The organism is Paenibacillus sp. J22FR83, assembly GCF_059691955.1.
The window spans coordinates 323545-338464 of the sequence record NZ_JCAUAM010000009.1 but is presented as its reverse complement, the minus strand read 5'-3'; the positions used below and the strand labels follow the sequence as shown (position 1 = coordinate 338464).

General features: G+C 47.6%; 17 protein-coding genes. 8 read left to right on the top strand and 9 right to left on the bottom strand.

The annotated features are described in order from the left end of the window. Nucleotides 1-202: hypothetical protein (locus AC58PV_RS18500; protein ID WP_497433730.1), on the top strand; the 202-nt coding region annotated here is incomplete at its 5' end. A 79-nt stretch (nucleotides 203-281) separates the two neighbouring features. Here AC58PV_RS18500 and AC58PV_RS18495 read toward each other — a convergent pair. The 5 genes from AC58PV_RS18495 to AC58PV_RS18475 form a co-directional block, all read right to left on the bottom strand. After that, nucleotides 282-446, bottom strand: coding sequence for a hypothetical protein (locus AC58PV_RS18495; RefSeq protein WP_497433728.1), 165 nt, complete (start codon nucleotides 444-446; stop codon nucleotides 282-284). 286 nt (nucleotides 447-732) lie between these two features. Next, nucleotides 733-1500 (bottom strand): LamB/YcsF family protein, encoded by a 768-nt coding sequence (locus AC58PV_RS18490; protein ID WP_497433727.1) that lies wholly within the window; start codon nucleotides 1498-1500, stop codon nucleotides 733-735. Between the two features lie 325 nt (nucleotides 1501-1825). Beyond that, nucleotides 1826-2848, bottom strand: a complete 1023-nt coding sequence (locus AC58PV_RS18485) for a 5-oxoprolinase subunit C family protein (protein ID WP_497433726.1) — start codon at nucleotides 2846-2848, stop codon at nucleotides 1826-1828. Next, complete coding sequence (gene pxpB / locus AC58PV_RS18480; protein WP_497433725.1) at nucleotides 2838-3623, bottom strand: 5-oxoprolinase subunit PxpB; 786 nt, start codon at nucleotides 3621-3623, stop codon at nucleotides 2838-2840. Before pxpB ends, AC58PV_RS18485 begins: the two co-directional genes overlap by 11 nt. Next, a complete protein-coding gene (locus AC58PV_RS18475; RefSeq protein WP_497433723.1) occupies nucleotides 3620-4423 on the bottom strand; it encodes an alpha/beta hydrolase in 804 nt (267 codons plus the stop codon). Before AC58PV_RS18475 ends, pxpB begins: the two co-directional genes overlap by 4 nt. 98 nt (nucleotides 4424-4521) lie before the next feature. On the opposite strand from AC58PV_RS18475, the gene AC58PV_RS18470 reads away from it, so the two are divergent. Together AC58PV_RS18470 and AC58PV_RS18465 are read left to right on the top strand one after the other, a co-directional pair. Then, the gene (locus AC58PV_RS18470) at nucleotides 4522-4842 is read left to right on the top strand and encodes a heavy metal-binding domain-containing protein (RefSeq protein ID WP_497433722.1); all 321 of its coding nucleotides are present in this window, start codon (nucleotides 4522-4524) and stop codon (nucleotides 4840-4842) included. After that, entirely contained in the window at nucleotides 4839-5084 is a 246-nt protein-coding gene (locus AC58PV_RS18465; protein WP_497433721.1) for an HD family phosphohydrolase, read from the top strand. The genes AC58PV_RS18470 and AC58PV_RS18465 overlap by 4 nt, the downstream gene beginning before the upstream one ends. A gap of 73 nt (nucleotides 5085-5157) precedes the next feature. Here the strand turns inward: AC58PV_RS18465 and AC58PV_RS18460 are convergent, their stop codons facing one another. After that, nucleotides 5158-6771 carry a bifunctional metallophosphatase/5'-nucleotidase gene (locus AC58PV_RS18460; RefSeq protein ID WP_497433720.1) on the bottom strand — a complete coding sequence of 538 codons (1614 nt, stop codon included), beginning with the start codon at nucleotides 6769-6771 and terminating at the stop codon, nucleotides 5158-5160. Nucleotides 6772-6901: 130 nt separating this feature from the next. Here AC58PV_RS18460 and AC58PV_RS18455 point away from each other — a divergent pair, with 130 nt between their 5' ends. Both AC58PV_RS18455 and AC58PV_RS18450 read left to right on the top strand, forming a co-directional pair. Beyond that, complete coding sequence (locus tag AC58PV_RS18455) at nucleotides 6902-7873, top strand: phosphate/phosphite/phosphonate ABC transporter substrate-binding protein (protein WP_497433719.1); 972 nt, start codon at nucleotides 6902-6904, stop codon at nucleotides 7871-7873. A gap of 227 nt (nucleotides 7874-8100) precedes the next feature. Further along, nucleotides 8101-8352 carry a hypothetical protein gene (locus tag AC58PV_RS18450; protein WP_497433717.1) on the top strand — a complete coding sequence of 84 codons (252 nt, stop codon included), beginning with the start codon at nucleotides 8101-8103 and terminating at the stop codon, nucleotides 8350-8352. 75 nt (nucleotides 8353-8427) lie between these two features. Here AC58PV_RS18450 and phnE read toward each other — a convergent pair whose 3' ends face one another. The 3 genes from phnE to AC58PV_RS18435 form a co-directional block, all read right to left on the bottom strand. After that, nucleotides 8428-10002, bottom strand: a complete 1575-nt coding sequence (phnE, locus tag AC58PV_RS18445; protein WP_497433716.1) for a phosphonate ABC transporter, permease protein PhnE — start codon at nucleotides 10000-10002, stop codon at nucleotides 8428-8430. Then, on the bottom strand, nucleotides 9999-10772 hold the full coding sequence (gene phnC / locus AC58PV_RS18440) for a phosphonate ABC transporter ATP-binding protein (RefSeq protein ID WP_057315479.1): 774 nt from the start codon (nucleotides 10770-10772) through the stop codon (nucleotides 9999-10001). The genes phnE and phnC overlap by 4 nt, the downstream gene beginning before the upstream one ends. Nucleotides 10773-10935: 163 nt before the next feature. Then, nucleotides 10936-11967: a HoxN/HupN/NixA family nickel/cobalt transporter gene (locus tag AC58PV_RS18435; protein ID WP_497433715.1), complete on the bottom strand. Its 1032-nt coding sequence runs from the start codon at nucleotides 11965-11967 to the stop codon at nucleotides 10936-10938. A 205-nt stretch (nucleotides 11968-12172) separates the two neighbouring features. On the opposite strand from AC58PV_RS18435, the gene AC58PV_RS18430 reads away from it, so the two are divergent. The 3 genes from AC58PV_RS18430 (at nucleotide 12173) to AC58PV_RS18420 (ending at nucleotide 14861) form a co-directional block, all read left to right on the top strand. Further along, entirely contained in the window at nucleotides 12173-12985 is an 813-nt protein-coding gene (locus AC58PV_RS18430) for a sensor histidine kinase (protein ID WP_497433714.1), read from the top strand. Further along, nucleotides 12985-13647 carry a response regulator gene (locus AC58PV_RS18425; protein ID WP_497433713.1) on the top strand — a complete coding sequence of 221 codons (663 nt, stop codon included), beginning with the start codon at nucleotides 12985-12987 and terminating at the stop codon, nucleotides 13645-13647. Before AC58PV_RS18430 ends, AC58PV_RS18425 begins: the two co-directional genes overlap by 1 nt. Before the next feature lie 584 nt (nucleotides 13648-14231). After that, complete coding sequence (locus AC58PV_RS18420; RefSeq protein WP_497433712.1) at nucleotides 14232-14861, top strand: YcnI family copper-binding membrane protein; 630 nt, start codon at nucleotides 14232-14234, stop codon at nucleotides 14859-14861. Nucleotides 14862-14920: the final 59 nt, after the last annotated feature.

Genomic DNA, 14920 nt, shown 5'->3' with positions numbered 1-14920 from the left:
CCATAAATACTATGCCACTTTAGTTTTAATTCTTGATTCAAGTCTATCTCTCACCTTTCATCATGCCCATTCCGTTCGTTCTTACCGAAGTAACGTGACGGTTGTTCAGCATCACATTCAAGTGTTTGTCCACGAGGTCATTCCCCTTCCGTTCGCCAGATGTTTGGTCAACTGGTTACTTCCGTACTATGAGAATGTCTGAATTCTCCACCATGACGACAACTTCGGCGAAGCCTTATATGTAGCCATCCTGATTTTTTTTTTCAGGGGAGTGGAGAATCTCACGGGGTCATCGCATCTTCCTTCTGAACATACCCAGCACCTTCACATGATAAGCCATTGCCATTCGTCTGGTTCATTGGATAGCAATTTTTTTTCCTAGGCTTCCCGTTATTTTCGCACAGTCGCCGACTTACCCTGCCGCTGCGTGCTTCACGCTTTCGCATTTGGGTCTGCTCATCCGCCTACGGATCTCTCGATTTCCCGCATCTCCTTCAGACAAGTACCTCGCGATATTGCCCTAGATTAAGCTTCTCAAGTCTTACCAGAAAGCTTGAGGAAGGACTTTCACCTTCGAGAAAATAACTTTCCAAACTCTCGACTCGTATTTACCAAGGTAACGTCATCGTCGTTTGTATTCGTTACTTATAACGCTTTTGCGCTAAAGTTGCGACTGCCCGTCGCACAAAAAAGACCTGACGGTTATCGTCAAGTCTCTTTAACTTTTGGTCGCTAGGTGCTTGCACCCAGCGGCATCACGGTGATGCCGCCTCGCTCTAGCCGCGCACGGATATCGCGCGCAAACTCCACGGCGTGAACCCCGTCGCCGTGGATACAGATCGTGTCCGCACGCATGCTCAGATCCTCTCCCGTCAGGGTGAGGACCTTGCCCTCGCGGACAAGGCGCTCCACCTGCGCCGCAGCCGCGTCGGCGCTCTCAAGCAGCGCCCCCGCCTGGTCGCGGGGCGTCAAAGAGCCGTCCCGCTGGTAGCTGCGGTCCGCGAAAGCCTCGCTCGCGGTCTGCAGCCCCGCGGCGGCGCCCGCCCGCAGCAGCTCGCTGCCGGGCGGGCCATACAGCGTCAGCGCGGAGCTGACGCTGGCCGTTGCAGCCGCAATCGCGGCGGCTATCTCATGGCGCTTCGCGGCCATGTGGTAGAGCGCGCCATGCGGCTTGACGTGCTGCAGGCGTCCGCCTTCGGCGTGGACGAACGCCTGCAGCGCCCCGAGCTGATACAACGTCAGCTCGTAAGCCTCTGCCGGCGTGATCGCGATCTCGCGCCGGCCGAAGCCCTGTAGATCGGGTAGGCCCGGATGGGCCCCGATCGCAACACCCTTGCGCAGGCACAGCTGAACTGTGCTGCGCATGGTTGCGGGATCGCCTGCGTGGAACCCGCAGGCGATGTTGGCGGAGCTGACGTAGTCGAGCAGCTCCGCATCACGGCCGAGGCGATATGCGCCGAAGCCTTCGCCCATATCACAATTCAAATCAATGCGCAGCATGACTTTCCCACTCCCTAATTTACTCTCACTCTTACTCTTACTCTTACTCTAGCTTCATCCAACACTCAACTGATAGCTACTCAATTAATTCCCAACTCGCCCCTCAGACCACCCGCATTGGCAAATAACTGTATTTTTATACGAAAATAAGAACATATTTTCATTCTTGGGGGTGACGTCGGTAGTCGTCATGGGCGTTTCTCCAGTTAAAAGTGGTCATTTCCCTCGAATGGAGATAATTAAGCGAAATTAACTGGCGTTTTTCCAGTTAAAGTTGCTCCGGGTACCGTGCCGTAGATTCAAGCTGCTAAGCGCTGCGCCGGATCTAGGGCCTGCGGGCAGACGTGGGTAGGGGTACCCCCCTTAACCAAACCTTAACTCCCGCCTCCAGCAGCTTCAAATCCATTGCTTGCATCAGCAACAGCTCCTGTGCTTCGCTATGGGAAACCTCCTGAAACCGCAGTATGCCTCCTGGTTTGACCTGCGCAACCAGCGGCAAATCTGCCGTGATCACGTGGCCGATACGCGGGTATCCGCCAGTCGTTTGGCAATCTGCCAACAGGAGAATGGGTTGTCCACTTGAGGGGACTTGGATCGTTCCTGCAACGACGGCTTCTGAAATCATTTCGTAGGGTAGGCCGGCTTCGAGCTCCAGAGGAGGTTCAATCGATAACCGATATCCCATGCGATCGGATTGTGAGGTAACTTGAAACCGATGCGATACGAATCGCCACCAGCTTTCTGGTGTAAATCGTGAGGCTTCCTTGCCTCGAACAAACCTGATTACTGGATCATCGCGATAATCAGGGCGTATCATTGAACTTACGATTTTGCTTCGTAATTCAACCTCCTCAACAATCTCAGCAGCCAACCCTGACCCTTCTTTCGCTATTCCCAAAATATCTCCGATACGTAATGCTCTTCCCTTATATCCACCAATGGCAGCTCTCTGATACGTGCTATGGCTTCCCAACACGTGATCGGCTTGGAACCCGCCATGCACAGCTAGGTAGGCTCTGCACCCTTGGACTGCATATTGAAAGCGCAGTTCGCTCCCCATTCGAAGCACGAATGGCTGCCATAATGGCGCTTTCCTACCATCCACCTCTGCCCCCATATCAGCTCCGCAAATGGCTACCAGCATATTACTCTGTGCAACTAACGTGGGTCCCTGAAGGGTCATTTCCAAGGCAGCCGCTTCCGAACCATTCCCTACCATAAGATTGGCTGCCCTGTGAGCAAAGCGATCCATGGGTCCCGAGACAATGACACCATGTTTTCGATGACCATAGCGCCCCTCATCCTGAATGGTGGACAATAGGCCAGGTTTAATGACCTCAAAGCTCATGACTCGCATTCCCTTCCTCTATGGCATGGAACTGCTCAGATGTGATCGCAACGAATCTCACTTGATCGCCAACTTGGAGTAAGGAGGGGGGGACGATTTCTGGACGAAACAAACGCAGTGGCGTTCGACCAATAAGTTGCCAACCGCCTGGCGTTTCAAAAGGGTAAATCCCCGTCTGCGCCCCGCCTACCCCCACTGAGCCAGCTGGAATTTGTGTGCGCGGCACGGATTTGCGCGGTGTAGCAAGCCGTTCATCCATCCCGCCCAAATAAGGAAAACCAGGTGCGAAACCAATCATGTAAACGGGATACACACGAGCATTATGCCAAGATACAATTTCATCCATGCTGACTTGATGATAATTGGCTACTTCTGCCAGATCGGGGCCAAATGCCTCTTCATAGCAGACTGGAATTTCTGTGATCGCCCCTAATTGCCCTGCTAGACCCTCGCTATTATCAACTACATACGCATCAAGTAACCCCTCGATGTATAGCAAGACGTAGTCATAAGGAAGCCGGTCAGCATGTCCAAAAACTTGCCCACTTTTTAACACAGCTCCAGAAGAATAGTTATATATGCGGAATGCATCATAATAAATTGTAATGGTTGTATAAGCGGCGACTAGCTCAATGAAGCCATCGTGCCAGTTATTTTCCAGATAATTTACGACCTGCCTGATCTTATGGAGATTCGTTACCGATATATCCTCACCTATCCGAATCACAATCGCCGAGTCTCCAAGCGGATAGCATTCGTAGGGGAGCATGGTCATGCGAAATGCTGCTTTTTCAACCAATTCGCACAAACATCAGGCCAGACGTAAGCCTCTGGATGATCAGCCGCGATTCCAATGCCGTGTTTCCCTGATTCGAAGACATGCAGGTCGAAAGGAATTTTATTGCGGCTAAGGCTACTTGCAAAAAGCAAGCTATTTTCAACCGCAACCGCTGCATCATCTGCTGTATGCCATAGGAATGTTGGTGGGGTATCTGTCGTTACTTGAAGTTCATTGCTTAAATGTTCGACTAACTCTTCACTCGCATCTTCGCCAATTAAATTCATGCGTGATCCTTGGTGCCCATTCACGCCAAATGAAATAACGGGATAACATAGGACCATAAGATTCGGCCGAGAGCTCTGATGCTCAATTGGATCTGCTGAAGCCTGATCTCCTGCATCGTAGTGCGTACCTGCTGTTGCTGCCAAATGTCCGCCAGCAGAAAATCCAAGTATACCAACGCGGTTCGCATCGACTCCCCACGCTTCGGCATGATGTCTCACCGTGCGAATAGCTCGTTGCGCATCTTGCAATGGAATAGGATGTTTATAAGGTGCTACGCGATAGTTCAACACATATGCAGAAATGCCTAACCCATTCAGCCACTTGGCAATAGGCTCTCCTTCATGAGGGGCACGTCTGCTGTAACCGCCGCCTGGACATACCACAACTGCTGCGCGCAAGCCATCTCCCTCTGCTGGATATAGGGTTAAGCTCGGACAGCCTTGGTTCTCCTCACCTTGACTGTCTCGAGTAGCTCCTGGCCATAATTCAATCGTTGTCCCTGTGTTCATTGTGAAACCCCCTCATGTGATTAACGTACTACGTTAATAATAGCCAATCCTCACCCAGTAGAAAAGCACATATTTCAACTCTAAAGGAGCGATTCAACATGATTGTAGTTACAACAGAAAACATTGCTGGTTATGAGATTACGGAAGTTCTCGGCAGTACCTTTGGCGTCGTTGTTCGGGCCAGAGGCATTGGCGGCGATATCATGGCTTCTCTCAAAGGATTAATTGGCGGAGAAGTCACGCAGTATACGCAAATGGTGGAAGACGGACGCAAACAAGCCATGGACCGACTGGTCAAGAATGCCGCTGCCATGGGCGGGGATGCGATTGTCATGATGCGCTTCGACAGCGGGGATATTGGTCAAAATATGAGCGAAATCGTCGCGTATGGCACTGCCGTTCGGACGCGAAGGCTATGAGCGGGTATCTTCCTATTTTGTTCATATACGGCTTGTGGATTGTTGGCTTCCTTATTCTACTTCTTCTAGGTTATCTCGTTTATGACAAACGCTACAAAACAAACGGTGCCGCGACACCCCAATCGCCACCAAACGGCTTCCTAAGTACCACTGAAGTTTTCATTGATCCCAAAGACGGATTCACCTATCGGGTTTACTACAATCCTCGAACAGGAGATCGTGCTTACATTCGTGAGAAGTAATCCTCGTAGACAACGAAAAGCCTAACAAAAGTAAAGCATCTTAGGATGCTCATGCTCTTGTTAGGCTTTTTAACTAATTCCAAATCACTTTCCAGTTATGGTTTACGCTCGCTTCGATTGTCCCTCGTTCCATAATGTAGCCTGCCAGAAGCTCTGCCACATCGGTTGGAATATCTTTCACGACTGGCTTATTCTGGAACATCGCATAGTTGCCCCCGCCCGCAGCGCGGTAATTGTTCATGACCACATCGAATGAGGCGCCGAAATCAATTGGTTTCCCGTCAAAATCCAGCTTAACAACTCGATCCCCAACTGGGCGAGAAGCATTAATCGTGTAGGAAATCCCCTCCCACATATCGTAATTGTAATGGGCAGGCTTCGGTTCCATGAAGGACTTGCTTACTTGCAGCTCGCCATTCTCCGTTATTTCAAAATACTCCGCAGACTGCTCAAGCGCATCCTTAATATCTTGACCTGAGATTCGAATGACTTTCAGCGTGTTCGGGTAAATGTAGTTGGAAACGATATCCCGCATCGTAATGTCCGATGGAAATCCTGGAGAAACGTTATCGAATAACGCTGTGTTTGAAATTTGCGCACCGGACAGCTCCATCTGGACTTTGTTAATAAACTCGATCAGGGCATTGTCTTCCGTACGAATCCGCATAGGATCTCTCACGAGCATGTCCCCCGTAAGCTTCCCAATTGGCTGGTCCAGCCATTGCTGTGTCTTCGCCTCATAAGAACTGATTTGCGCGAGCAACTCTGCGTCTGCCTCCACACCTGCAACAGATAGAAGCTCCGATTGCTTAGAAGCAATCCGCCGCTTTCCTTCTACCAGCTCCAGCACGATATCTACCTTCCCAAGCGTCACACCGGCAGTTCCTGGTTGAACGATGGTTACACCATTAATTTGAGCGCCAGCAATACTTCGATGTTGATGACCTGTAAGCAGAACGTCGATCCCTTCGACTTCCATACAGAGTTGGTATCCTTGATTCTCACCTGTCAGCGGTTCTGTAGGCTCACCCGATGCGATATCTCTTTCAAAACCACCATGGTAGGAAACAACAACGACGTCCACGTGTTCCTTCTCTTTGAGAAATTGGACCCATGAGCGAGCTGCAGCAATCGGATCTTCGAAACGCAGACCGGCAATATGCTTAGGGTCTTCCCAATTCGGAATATAAGGCGTTGTTAGGCCAAGGAGCCCTACACGCACGCCATCCGGAAATTCCTTGACTAGATACGGTTTGCCAAAGAACGGCTCTCCCGTCTCCTCACTAACAATATTGGCGCATAACCAAGGGAAATTAGATTCCCGAACAGCCTTTTGGAGCACGTCCATGCCATAATTGAATTCATGATTCCCGAGCACGGCCCCATCGTATGCCAAATAGTTGAGCCCAAGCACCATCGGATTCATAGGTTCATTATCCAAGCGTGCATGATGATAAGCGAGTGGTGTGCCTTGAATCAGGTCTCCATTATCCAACACAATGACATTAGTATTTTTCGCACGTTCCTGAGCAATCAAGGCTGCGATTTTCGATAAACCCACATCATTGGGTTGATTATTTGCATAATGAATGGGAAACATATTCCCATGAAGGTCGCTCGTTTCTAAAATCGTAATGCGGCTCGTTCGTGCTTGTCCAATCTTCGTCAAACGATTCACCCTATCCATAATTATTGTAAAGTTTTACATATCTTTCGTCAGTTTAACAAATACTTCACACTATCTTCCATATCTCTTATGATAATGTTATAGTACGAAATAGATTAAAAGTAAATATTTAAACGGAGGTCAAAAAGAAATGAAAAAATTAGTCGTACTTAGTTTGTCCATGATTGTAGCTGCAGGCGCACTTGTTGGCTGCGCGAAAAAAGACGAAACTCCAGCTGCTTCCTCAACAGCAGCAGCAACAACGGCAGCAACAGCTACTCCAGCAGCTGCAGGATTCGTCCCGAAAGAATTGAAAGTACAATTCGTACCTTCCCAAAATGCAGAGACACTTGAAGCAAAAGCTAAGCCGCTTGAAAAATTGCTTGGAGATAAATTAGGCATCCCAGTTAAGGTTTCTGTATCTACAGATTACAACGTAGTTATCGAAGCGATGTCTTCCAAACAAGTTGATGTTGGTTTCTTGCCACCAAGTAACTATGTTGTTGCTCACGATAACCGTAAAGCTGCTGATCTTCTTGTGCAAGCACAACGTTTTGGCGTTGATGATACAACAGGTCAACCAACGAAAGAGCTTGTTGATTTCTACAAATCGATGATTGTTGTCAAAGCCGATTCCCCAATTAAATCCGTAGCTGATTTGAAAGGTAAGAAGATGGGTTGGCAGGGTGTTACTTCCGCAGCTGGTTACATTTACCCTGGTCTTGTTTTGAAAACCGCTGGTGTAGATCCAGTTAAAGATGTAACAGGCGTTCAATTCCAAGGACACGATAAAGCGATTATCGCACTTCTTAACGGCCAAGTTGATGCAGTAGGCGTGTTTCAAGATATCCGTACGAACATGATTAAAGATTACCCAGATATTTTCAAACAAACGAAAGTTCTTGCTTTCTCCGATAAAATTCCAAATGATACAATCGCTGTTCGTTCCGATATGGATGCAGCTTGGAAGAAGAAAATTCAAGATGCTTTCATCGCGATCGGTAACGATCCAGAAGGTAAAAAAGTGATCATCGATGTATACACACACCAAGGTTATGTAGCTACAACAGATGATAAATTCAACATTGTTCGTGAAGCAAATAAAGCAATGGGCTTGAAATAATTTCGAAAAAATTGTAAATTAAATTACACACGACAGAACAAACCACCGCAGCATGTGTCTGACATCCATGACGCGGTGGTTTTTCCCTTCTAAAATTTACATTCTATACCAGACTTTCCTTGCATATTATGAATGTGGCACGCCCGTCCAAGCTCATCGTTTACTTATAGCTATCTAACGTTTACTAAGTCGGTCGTGTCATAACTCATTGTGGGGTGAAAAACGGGATGTACGAAATGCTGATCATGCGTAAAACAGAAGTGATTATTCGGTGCGGCACCGATGAAGTTCGAGGCGCTATTTCGCAGTATTACCCAGAATTTCAGCTTTTAAAAATAAACAACATTATGATCCCGATCACCTTAATTGATCAAATTGAAATTATAGGGCCAGATGAACCCCTCTCCCACGTTTCTCATCGGCTTCGTGAGCCTCGTATCCTTTACTTGGTTGCACAAGGTGGGGCCATCCGCACGTAACATAGATCTTAACTCCAAAAAGGCAGTTCTTGAAGGATACAACCTTCAGGAACTGCCTTTTTTGGGGTTCAACCTTTATACGATACGTTTCCGTAATGTACCCGAGATATAATCGATGATGGATACCGTGACGATAATCCCGATCAGAATAATACCTACACGCGGCCACTGACGGGCATTCAATGCGAAGATCAGCGGTGTCCCGATCCCTCCAGCACCGATGACCCCAAGTAAGGTCGCGGAGCGCACATTAATTTCAAAACGGTACAACGTATACGAAATGAAATCCGGTATGACCTGTGGAATGACGGCGAATGACATCTTCTGCCAGAAATTCGCTCCAACGGCTGTCATAGCCTCTGTAGGGCCCATATCCATGTTCTCAATGGCCTCGGCATACAATTTGCCAAGCATCCCCACAGAATGCAAGCCAAGGGCCATTACACCCGCGTAGGCATTCGGTCCAACAGCTTTAATGAAGATCAAAGCCATAATGATTTCTGGAATCGTACGAACGACGCTTAGGAATAGTTTCCCTGTACCAGAAACAGCACGGTATTTGCTCATATTCGCCGCCGCCCAGAAAGCAAAAGGAAGACAAACGATCGCGGATACGAAGTTTCCTAAATAAGAAATCGACAATGTTTCAAGTAAGGAACGCAGCAAATCTTCCCCTTCAGGGATGTAGACGTAAGCCCAATCCGGATGGAATAACCCGCTGATCATCGCTTTTGTCAGAATCCAAGTCGTTGGTTGGAATCCTGTTAACTCCAAGCCAGTCAGCGCCCAAATCAGAAGTGCGATTACAGCTACGACACCAATAATTTTATACGTGTTAGCTTGTTTCTCAGACATCGGCTTGGCACTGCCTTTTAATAAAAACGTACGGAATCGTGTGCTCACCAAATCAATGATGACAACGATCAGCAACGTATAAATAACAATGGCACAAGACTGATCATAGCGGAACAGATCCAGAGTGTTTTTGAGCAATAAGCCGATCCCACCCGCACCAACGAGACCAAGAATGGCAGAAGCACGGATACTTACTTCGAATGTGTACAGGAAATGCGCTAAGTACGTAGGCGCAACCTGTGGCAGTACGCCGAAACGGATCAGCTTCAACTTATTCGCACCAACGGCCGTCATCGCTTCAAGCGGTCCCGGATCGATGGCTTCCGTTGACTCATAAGAAAGCTTGGAAATAATGCCAAATGTAAAGAAAATTAGTGCTAACGTACCTGCGGTTGGCCCAAAGCCTACTAATACGGCAAAAAGGGCGGCATAGAGCAAATCAGGAATGGTACGCATAAAGTTCATAATAAATCGAGCCGGATAGGTTAGCCATGGTGACGACGTTACGTTGCGAGCAGCGAGCAGCGCCATTGGGAATGCGAATATCGCACCAACAATCGTGCCCAAAATGGACATTTGTATCGTCTGTGCCATCGGCTTCCAGATATCAGTGAAGAACAGCCAATCCGGTGGAAACATTTCGGCGATGAATTTCATGATCTCCGGCGTACCTGTAGCTAATCTAGTTAGCGTCGCATCTGTCTGATAAATGCTGCCGATCAAGAAAAGCACCATAATCACGATGATTAAATAGAACTTAGTGCGCGGAGGCTTTTTGACGGTTGCTACACTCATCCCTCCTGCACCCCCAGCAGCTCATCTTTCTTGATGGCGCGGCCGTAAATCTCGGAGAACACATCATCCGTCGCATCCGCAACAGGTCCATCGTAGACGACTTTCCCTGCACGAAGTCCGATAATGCGTGTCGCGTACTCGCGTGCCAAATCGATAAAGTGAAGGTTGACGACGGTTGTAATCCCGAGGTCTTTGTTAATCCGTTTCAGGTCATCCATAACCTGACGTGTCGTGAGTGGATCCAACGATGCAACCGGCTCGTCCGCTAAGATGATCTTCGCTTCCTGCGCGAGCGCTCTAGCAATGGAAACACGCTGCTGTTGACCGCCGGACAATTCATCGGCGCGCGAATACGCTTTTTCCCGGATATTAACCCGCTCCAGCGCCTTGAGTGATAGCTCAATATCCGCTTTAGGGAACAAACCAAACATCGTGCGAAGTGTGGAATGGTAGCCTACGCGACCGGAGAGCACGTTACGGATAACTGTGGATCTTTTGACTAGATTAAAGGTTTGAAAAATCATCCCGATATCTCTACGCATCCGACGCAAGCCTGCGCCATTCGCTTTGGTAATGGATTTCCCATCGATTAGAATCTCACCGCTTGTCGTCTCATGCAGACGATTAATCGAACGAAGCAGCGTAGATTTACCAGCGCCGGATAATCCTACGATAACAACGAACTCCCCAGGGTGTATGGTAAGGTTAATGTCATTTAGGCCAACAGTACCATTTGGATATACTTTTGAAAGATGTTTAAACTCAATCATGATTCGTCCTACTTTCTTTACACAATTTCAAGTGCTAGACAGACTACTTTCAACGAATAATTGAAAAATCCTTTTTTCTAGCATTACCTTTAGAAAAAATTCATATTCCATTGTTCTCCATGCACAAAAAATGACCCCATGCACACCGCAGAGGCCATTTACTCTATGGATTGTACTTTGCACCCCAGCGTTCCTCAATCTTCATACCTTTCCAGACGGCAATCGAAACGATCCATGCGATGACGAACATCCCAACCAGAATAAAGCCTAACGTACCGAAATCAATATCTTGCAACCACGTCCAGAACGCACCTTCCATACTGAATTCTTCGGAAAGCACCTGTCCGAGTTCAATCACACCAATAATTAACGCGGCCACAACCGCAAGTGCGGTAACGGTCAAATTGTAATAAAGCTTGCGCACCGGCGTATGAAAAGCCCATTTGTACGCTTTGGTCATGAACATACCGTCTGCCGTATCGAATAGGCTCATCCCAGCTGCGAACAAGAGCGGCAGTGAAATGACACCGATGAACGGAATTGCATCTTTCGCCGCATGTGCGGATATGGCCAGCAAGGCGATTTCGCTTGCGGTATCAAAGCCTAAACCAAAAAGGAAGCCCAGGGGATACACATGCCAGCTTTTGGTGATGAACGAGAATAGCGGTTTAATGAGCCGCGCGATGAACCCACGTGATTCTAACAACTCTTCAAACTCGTTATCGTCGTGTTGGCCGCCGCGAAACTTTAGAAACATTTTGTACAGACTAATCAGAATTAACAGATTGATGATCCCGATAATTACAAGGAATAATCCCGACACTGACGCGCCGATCACACCGCCAAAACGCTGCATCCACGGGAGTTCACGCGCTGCCCATTGTACAGAGAAAGCCGTTATGATCGCCATAACGAACACGACGGACGAGTGCCCTAACGAAAAGTAAAAACCGACACCCAGTGGATTCTTCTTCTGTTGCACGAGCTTCCGCACTGTATTGTCGATAGCCGCAATATGATCAACATCGAACGCATGACGCATCCCTAACGTGTATGCCAGGAGTCCAATTCCCCAGAATGCAGGAGATGATTGAGCAACGGTGTATAAACCGATCAGCCCAACTACATGAAGGAGGATAATAAAGACAACGTATCCAGCCCAATTCTTCCTCTCCTGCAGCAAAGATTTCCACATAGTAATTCAACCACACCTTTCCTATCCGTGTTACGATTCACTGATAATGTAGCACAATCATGCGGGAATTGAGAAGTACCTCCTCTATTTTTTGTGAAGAATTCTGAATAAGATCTGTTATAATGGAAACCGTTCCAATTCTACGGCTAACCTATCTTAGGGAATACATGCTATGCTTTATTATAAAAAGGAGTCGATCCCCTGCATGTCTATGCGTAAATACAAGCTTTTTACGGTACTAGTGCCCGTCTTCATTATTGGCGGATTTGAATATATTCGTCATGAATTTCTTTTGCGCTATTTGACGATGGAAGCTGGCAATTTCACGATAACCGTGATTACATTGCTTCTATCTTATCTCTTCGCTTCTTGGATGTTCACTAGCATGGAACGCAGCAATGAGAAAATCCTGCTCAGTGAAGCCCGCAGAGCGGTCTTCGAGGAACGAGAACGCCTGGCTCGCGAGCTGCATGACGATTTGGCACAGACCCTCTTCTTCTTGAATGTGAAGCTGCGTCAAGGCGACATCGAAGAAGCGAAAGCGGCTGTTTCTGAGATCGACAATTCCTTGCGTCAGGCTATTTTCAATCTGCGAACGCCACCAGAAGAGGGTACTTCGTTCGGGCAACGCATTCATACCTATTTAGACAATTGGCGATTGGTCACGGGCATTGAGCTTAAAGAGACAGTGAACATCACCGAAAATAGCTTCTCACCTAATGAAGAAATCCTCCTCTTCGGCATTATGCAGGAGGCTTTCACCAACATTCGCAAGCATTCGATGGCAACCGATGCTACCTTCCATTTGGAAGATGACCACCATCACTGGCGGATGCACATCACAGACAACGGATGCGGCATGCAGCCTGATCCGAAGGTTAATCGTAAGAACACGACTTATGGCATTGAGCTCATGCAAAAACGAGCTTCCGAGCTCGGTGCTACTCTTGAGTTGCGGAGTGAGAAGGACGCTGGCACAGAACTGACTGTTCAAGCCGAAAGAACGGTGAACAGTTAATGACGGAACAGATGCCCTTTCGCGTTCTTATTGTTGATGATCATCCCTTAGCGCGCAAAGCGATACAAAGCATGCTGGCGCCATGCCCGGATTTCTTCATCGTCGGCGAAGCTAGCAGCGGCGAAGAAGCGATTCGACTTTGTGGCGAGCTAGCGCCAGAAGTCATCTTAATGGACATTCATATGTCGCCGATGGACGGTTTACAAGCTACCCGACACATTAAACAAGCCTATGGCGGGATGCGCATCATTATGCTCACCGTGTCCGATGATGTTGCCGATCTCTTCACAGCTTTACAATTCGGTGCGCAAGGGTATCTGCTCAAAAACATGGATCCCGATGAATGGCTCAGCTATCTGCGTGCCCTGCTTGACGATAATTCAGAGGTGGCGCGCGGCATGGCGGACAAGCTATTCGGACGTTTCCGCTCACCAGTTAGCGCACACAGTGAAGGCCCGAGCCCTCATATGCTTACGTCGCGTGAACAAGAAATCACCGCCTATGTTGCTCAAGGAGATAATAACCGGGTGATCGCCGAGAAGCTGCTTATCTCCGAGCATACGGTGAAAAATCATATGAAAAACATCCTCGTAAAGCTATCCCTTGAAAATCGTGTGCAGCTCACAGCTTTCGCCATTAAGCATGGTTTGACACGGAAATAGCATAGACCAGTTAACATTGCTCCTGCGAATGTTAACTGGTCTTTTTCTGCTGTATGTCATCGCCACTTACTGCAACTGCTACTGCTACTACAACTTCAACTTCAACTTCAACTTCAACTTCAACTTCAACTTCAACTTCAACTTCACAACTTCAACTTCAACCTCAACCACTACTCCTGCCGTCCACCCTTCCTCCGCCACCTGAAAACAAATTAAATGGATTTTATGTTGTTATTTCGACTGATTTTCGCTCTTGAGGAGAGATAGATGGATTTTGTACAGCTAATTTCTGCTATAATCCACCATACTGCCAATTTCACAACAAATAGATGGACTTTTTCCATCTATTTACTAAATATTGCGAAAAACGGTTGAATTACCTGTATATTTTACATTTATTTGAAATTCTAGTTACACCCCTATCCAAAAGAATAGAGACAACTTCTGACGCGAAACACATAAATGCTACGATTTGGACAAAACTAGTCGAAAAAATAGCCCAGTCGAGTCATACTCATCTGCTTGCCCATCAGGTAATATGGACAACATGGTAAGAGTTGAAATCGAAAGGGGAAATACATGCCATGTTTAAAAAGTTTATGTTAACCGCAAGCTCGATGATGATCGCATCCATGCTCCTAGTAGGGATCGCAAGCGCTCACGTCACTGTATATCCGAAAGAAGCTACGCAAGGCAGCTATGAAGTTTTTACCGTTCGTGTACCTTCTGAGAAGGACATTGCGACTACAAAAGTCGAAGTCAAATTCCCGCTTGATTCTGTAGCTGTTTCTCGTTTTGAACCTAAAGCAGGTTGGAAGTATGACATCGCCAAAGACGCTGCTGGCAAAATTACTGGCGTTACTTGGACAGCAACGGGTGATGGACTAGGTGCAACTGAATTCGGTGATTTCAACATGCAGGGTAAAGTCGCTGATACCGCTACGCAAATCGTTTGGAAAGCTTACCAAACTTACAAAGACGGTTCTGTCGTTGAATGGGTTGGGGCGAATGGCTCCGACAAACCCGCTTCTGTTACGACTGTTAAAGCGAAATCTGCCGCTGGCGCAACGACAGACAGTCACGGGAATGTAACAGCTGGAACAGCATCTGCGGGGGATAGTTCGGAATCGAACACATCGCTGTACCTGTCCATCGCTGCTGTGGTACTTGGCGCGTTAGCGTTAATCCTAGCGTTAGTTAGAAAACGTAAATAAGTACAATTTCCATGGTTTCAAAGGGGCTGTCCAGAAAGTCAGTGAAAACTGACTTTCTG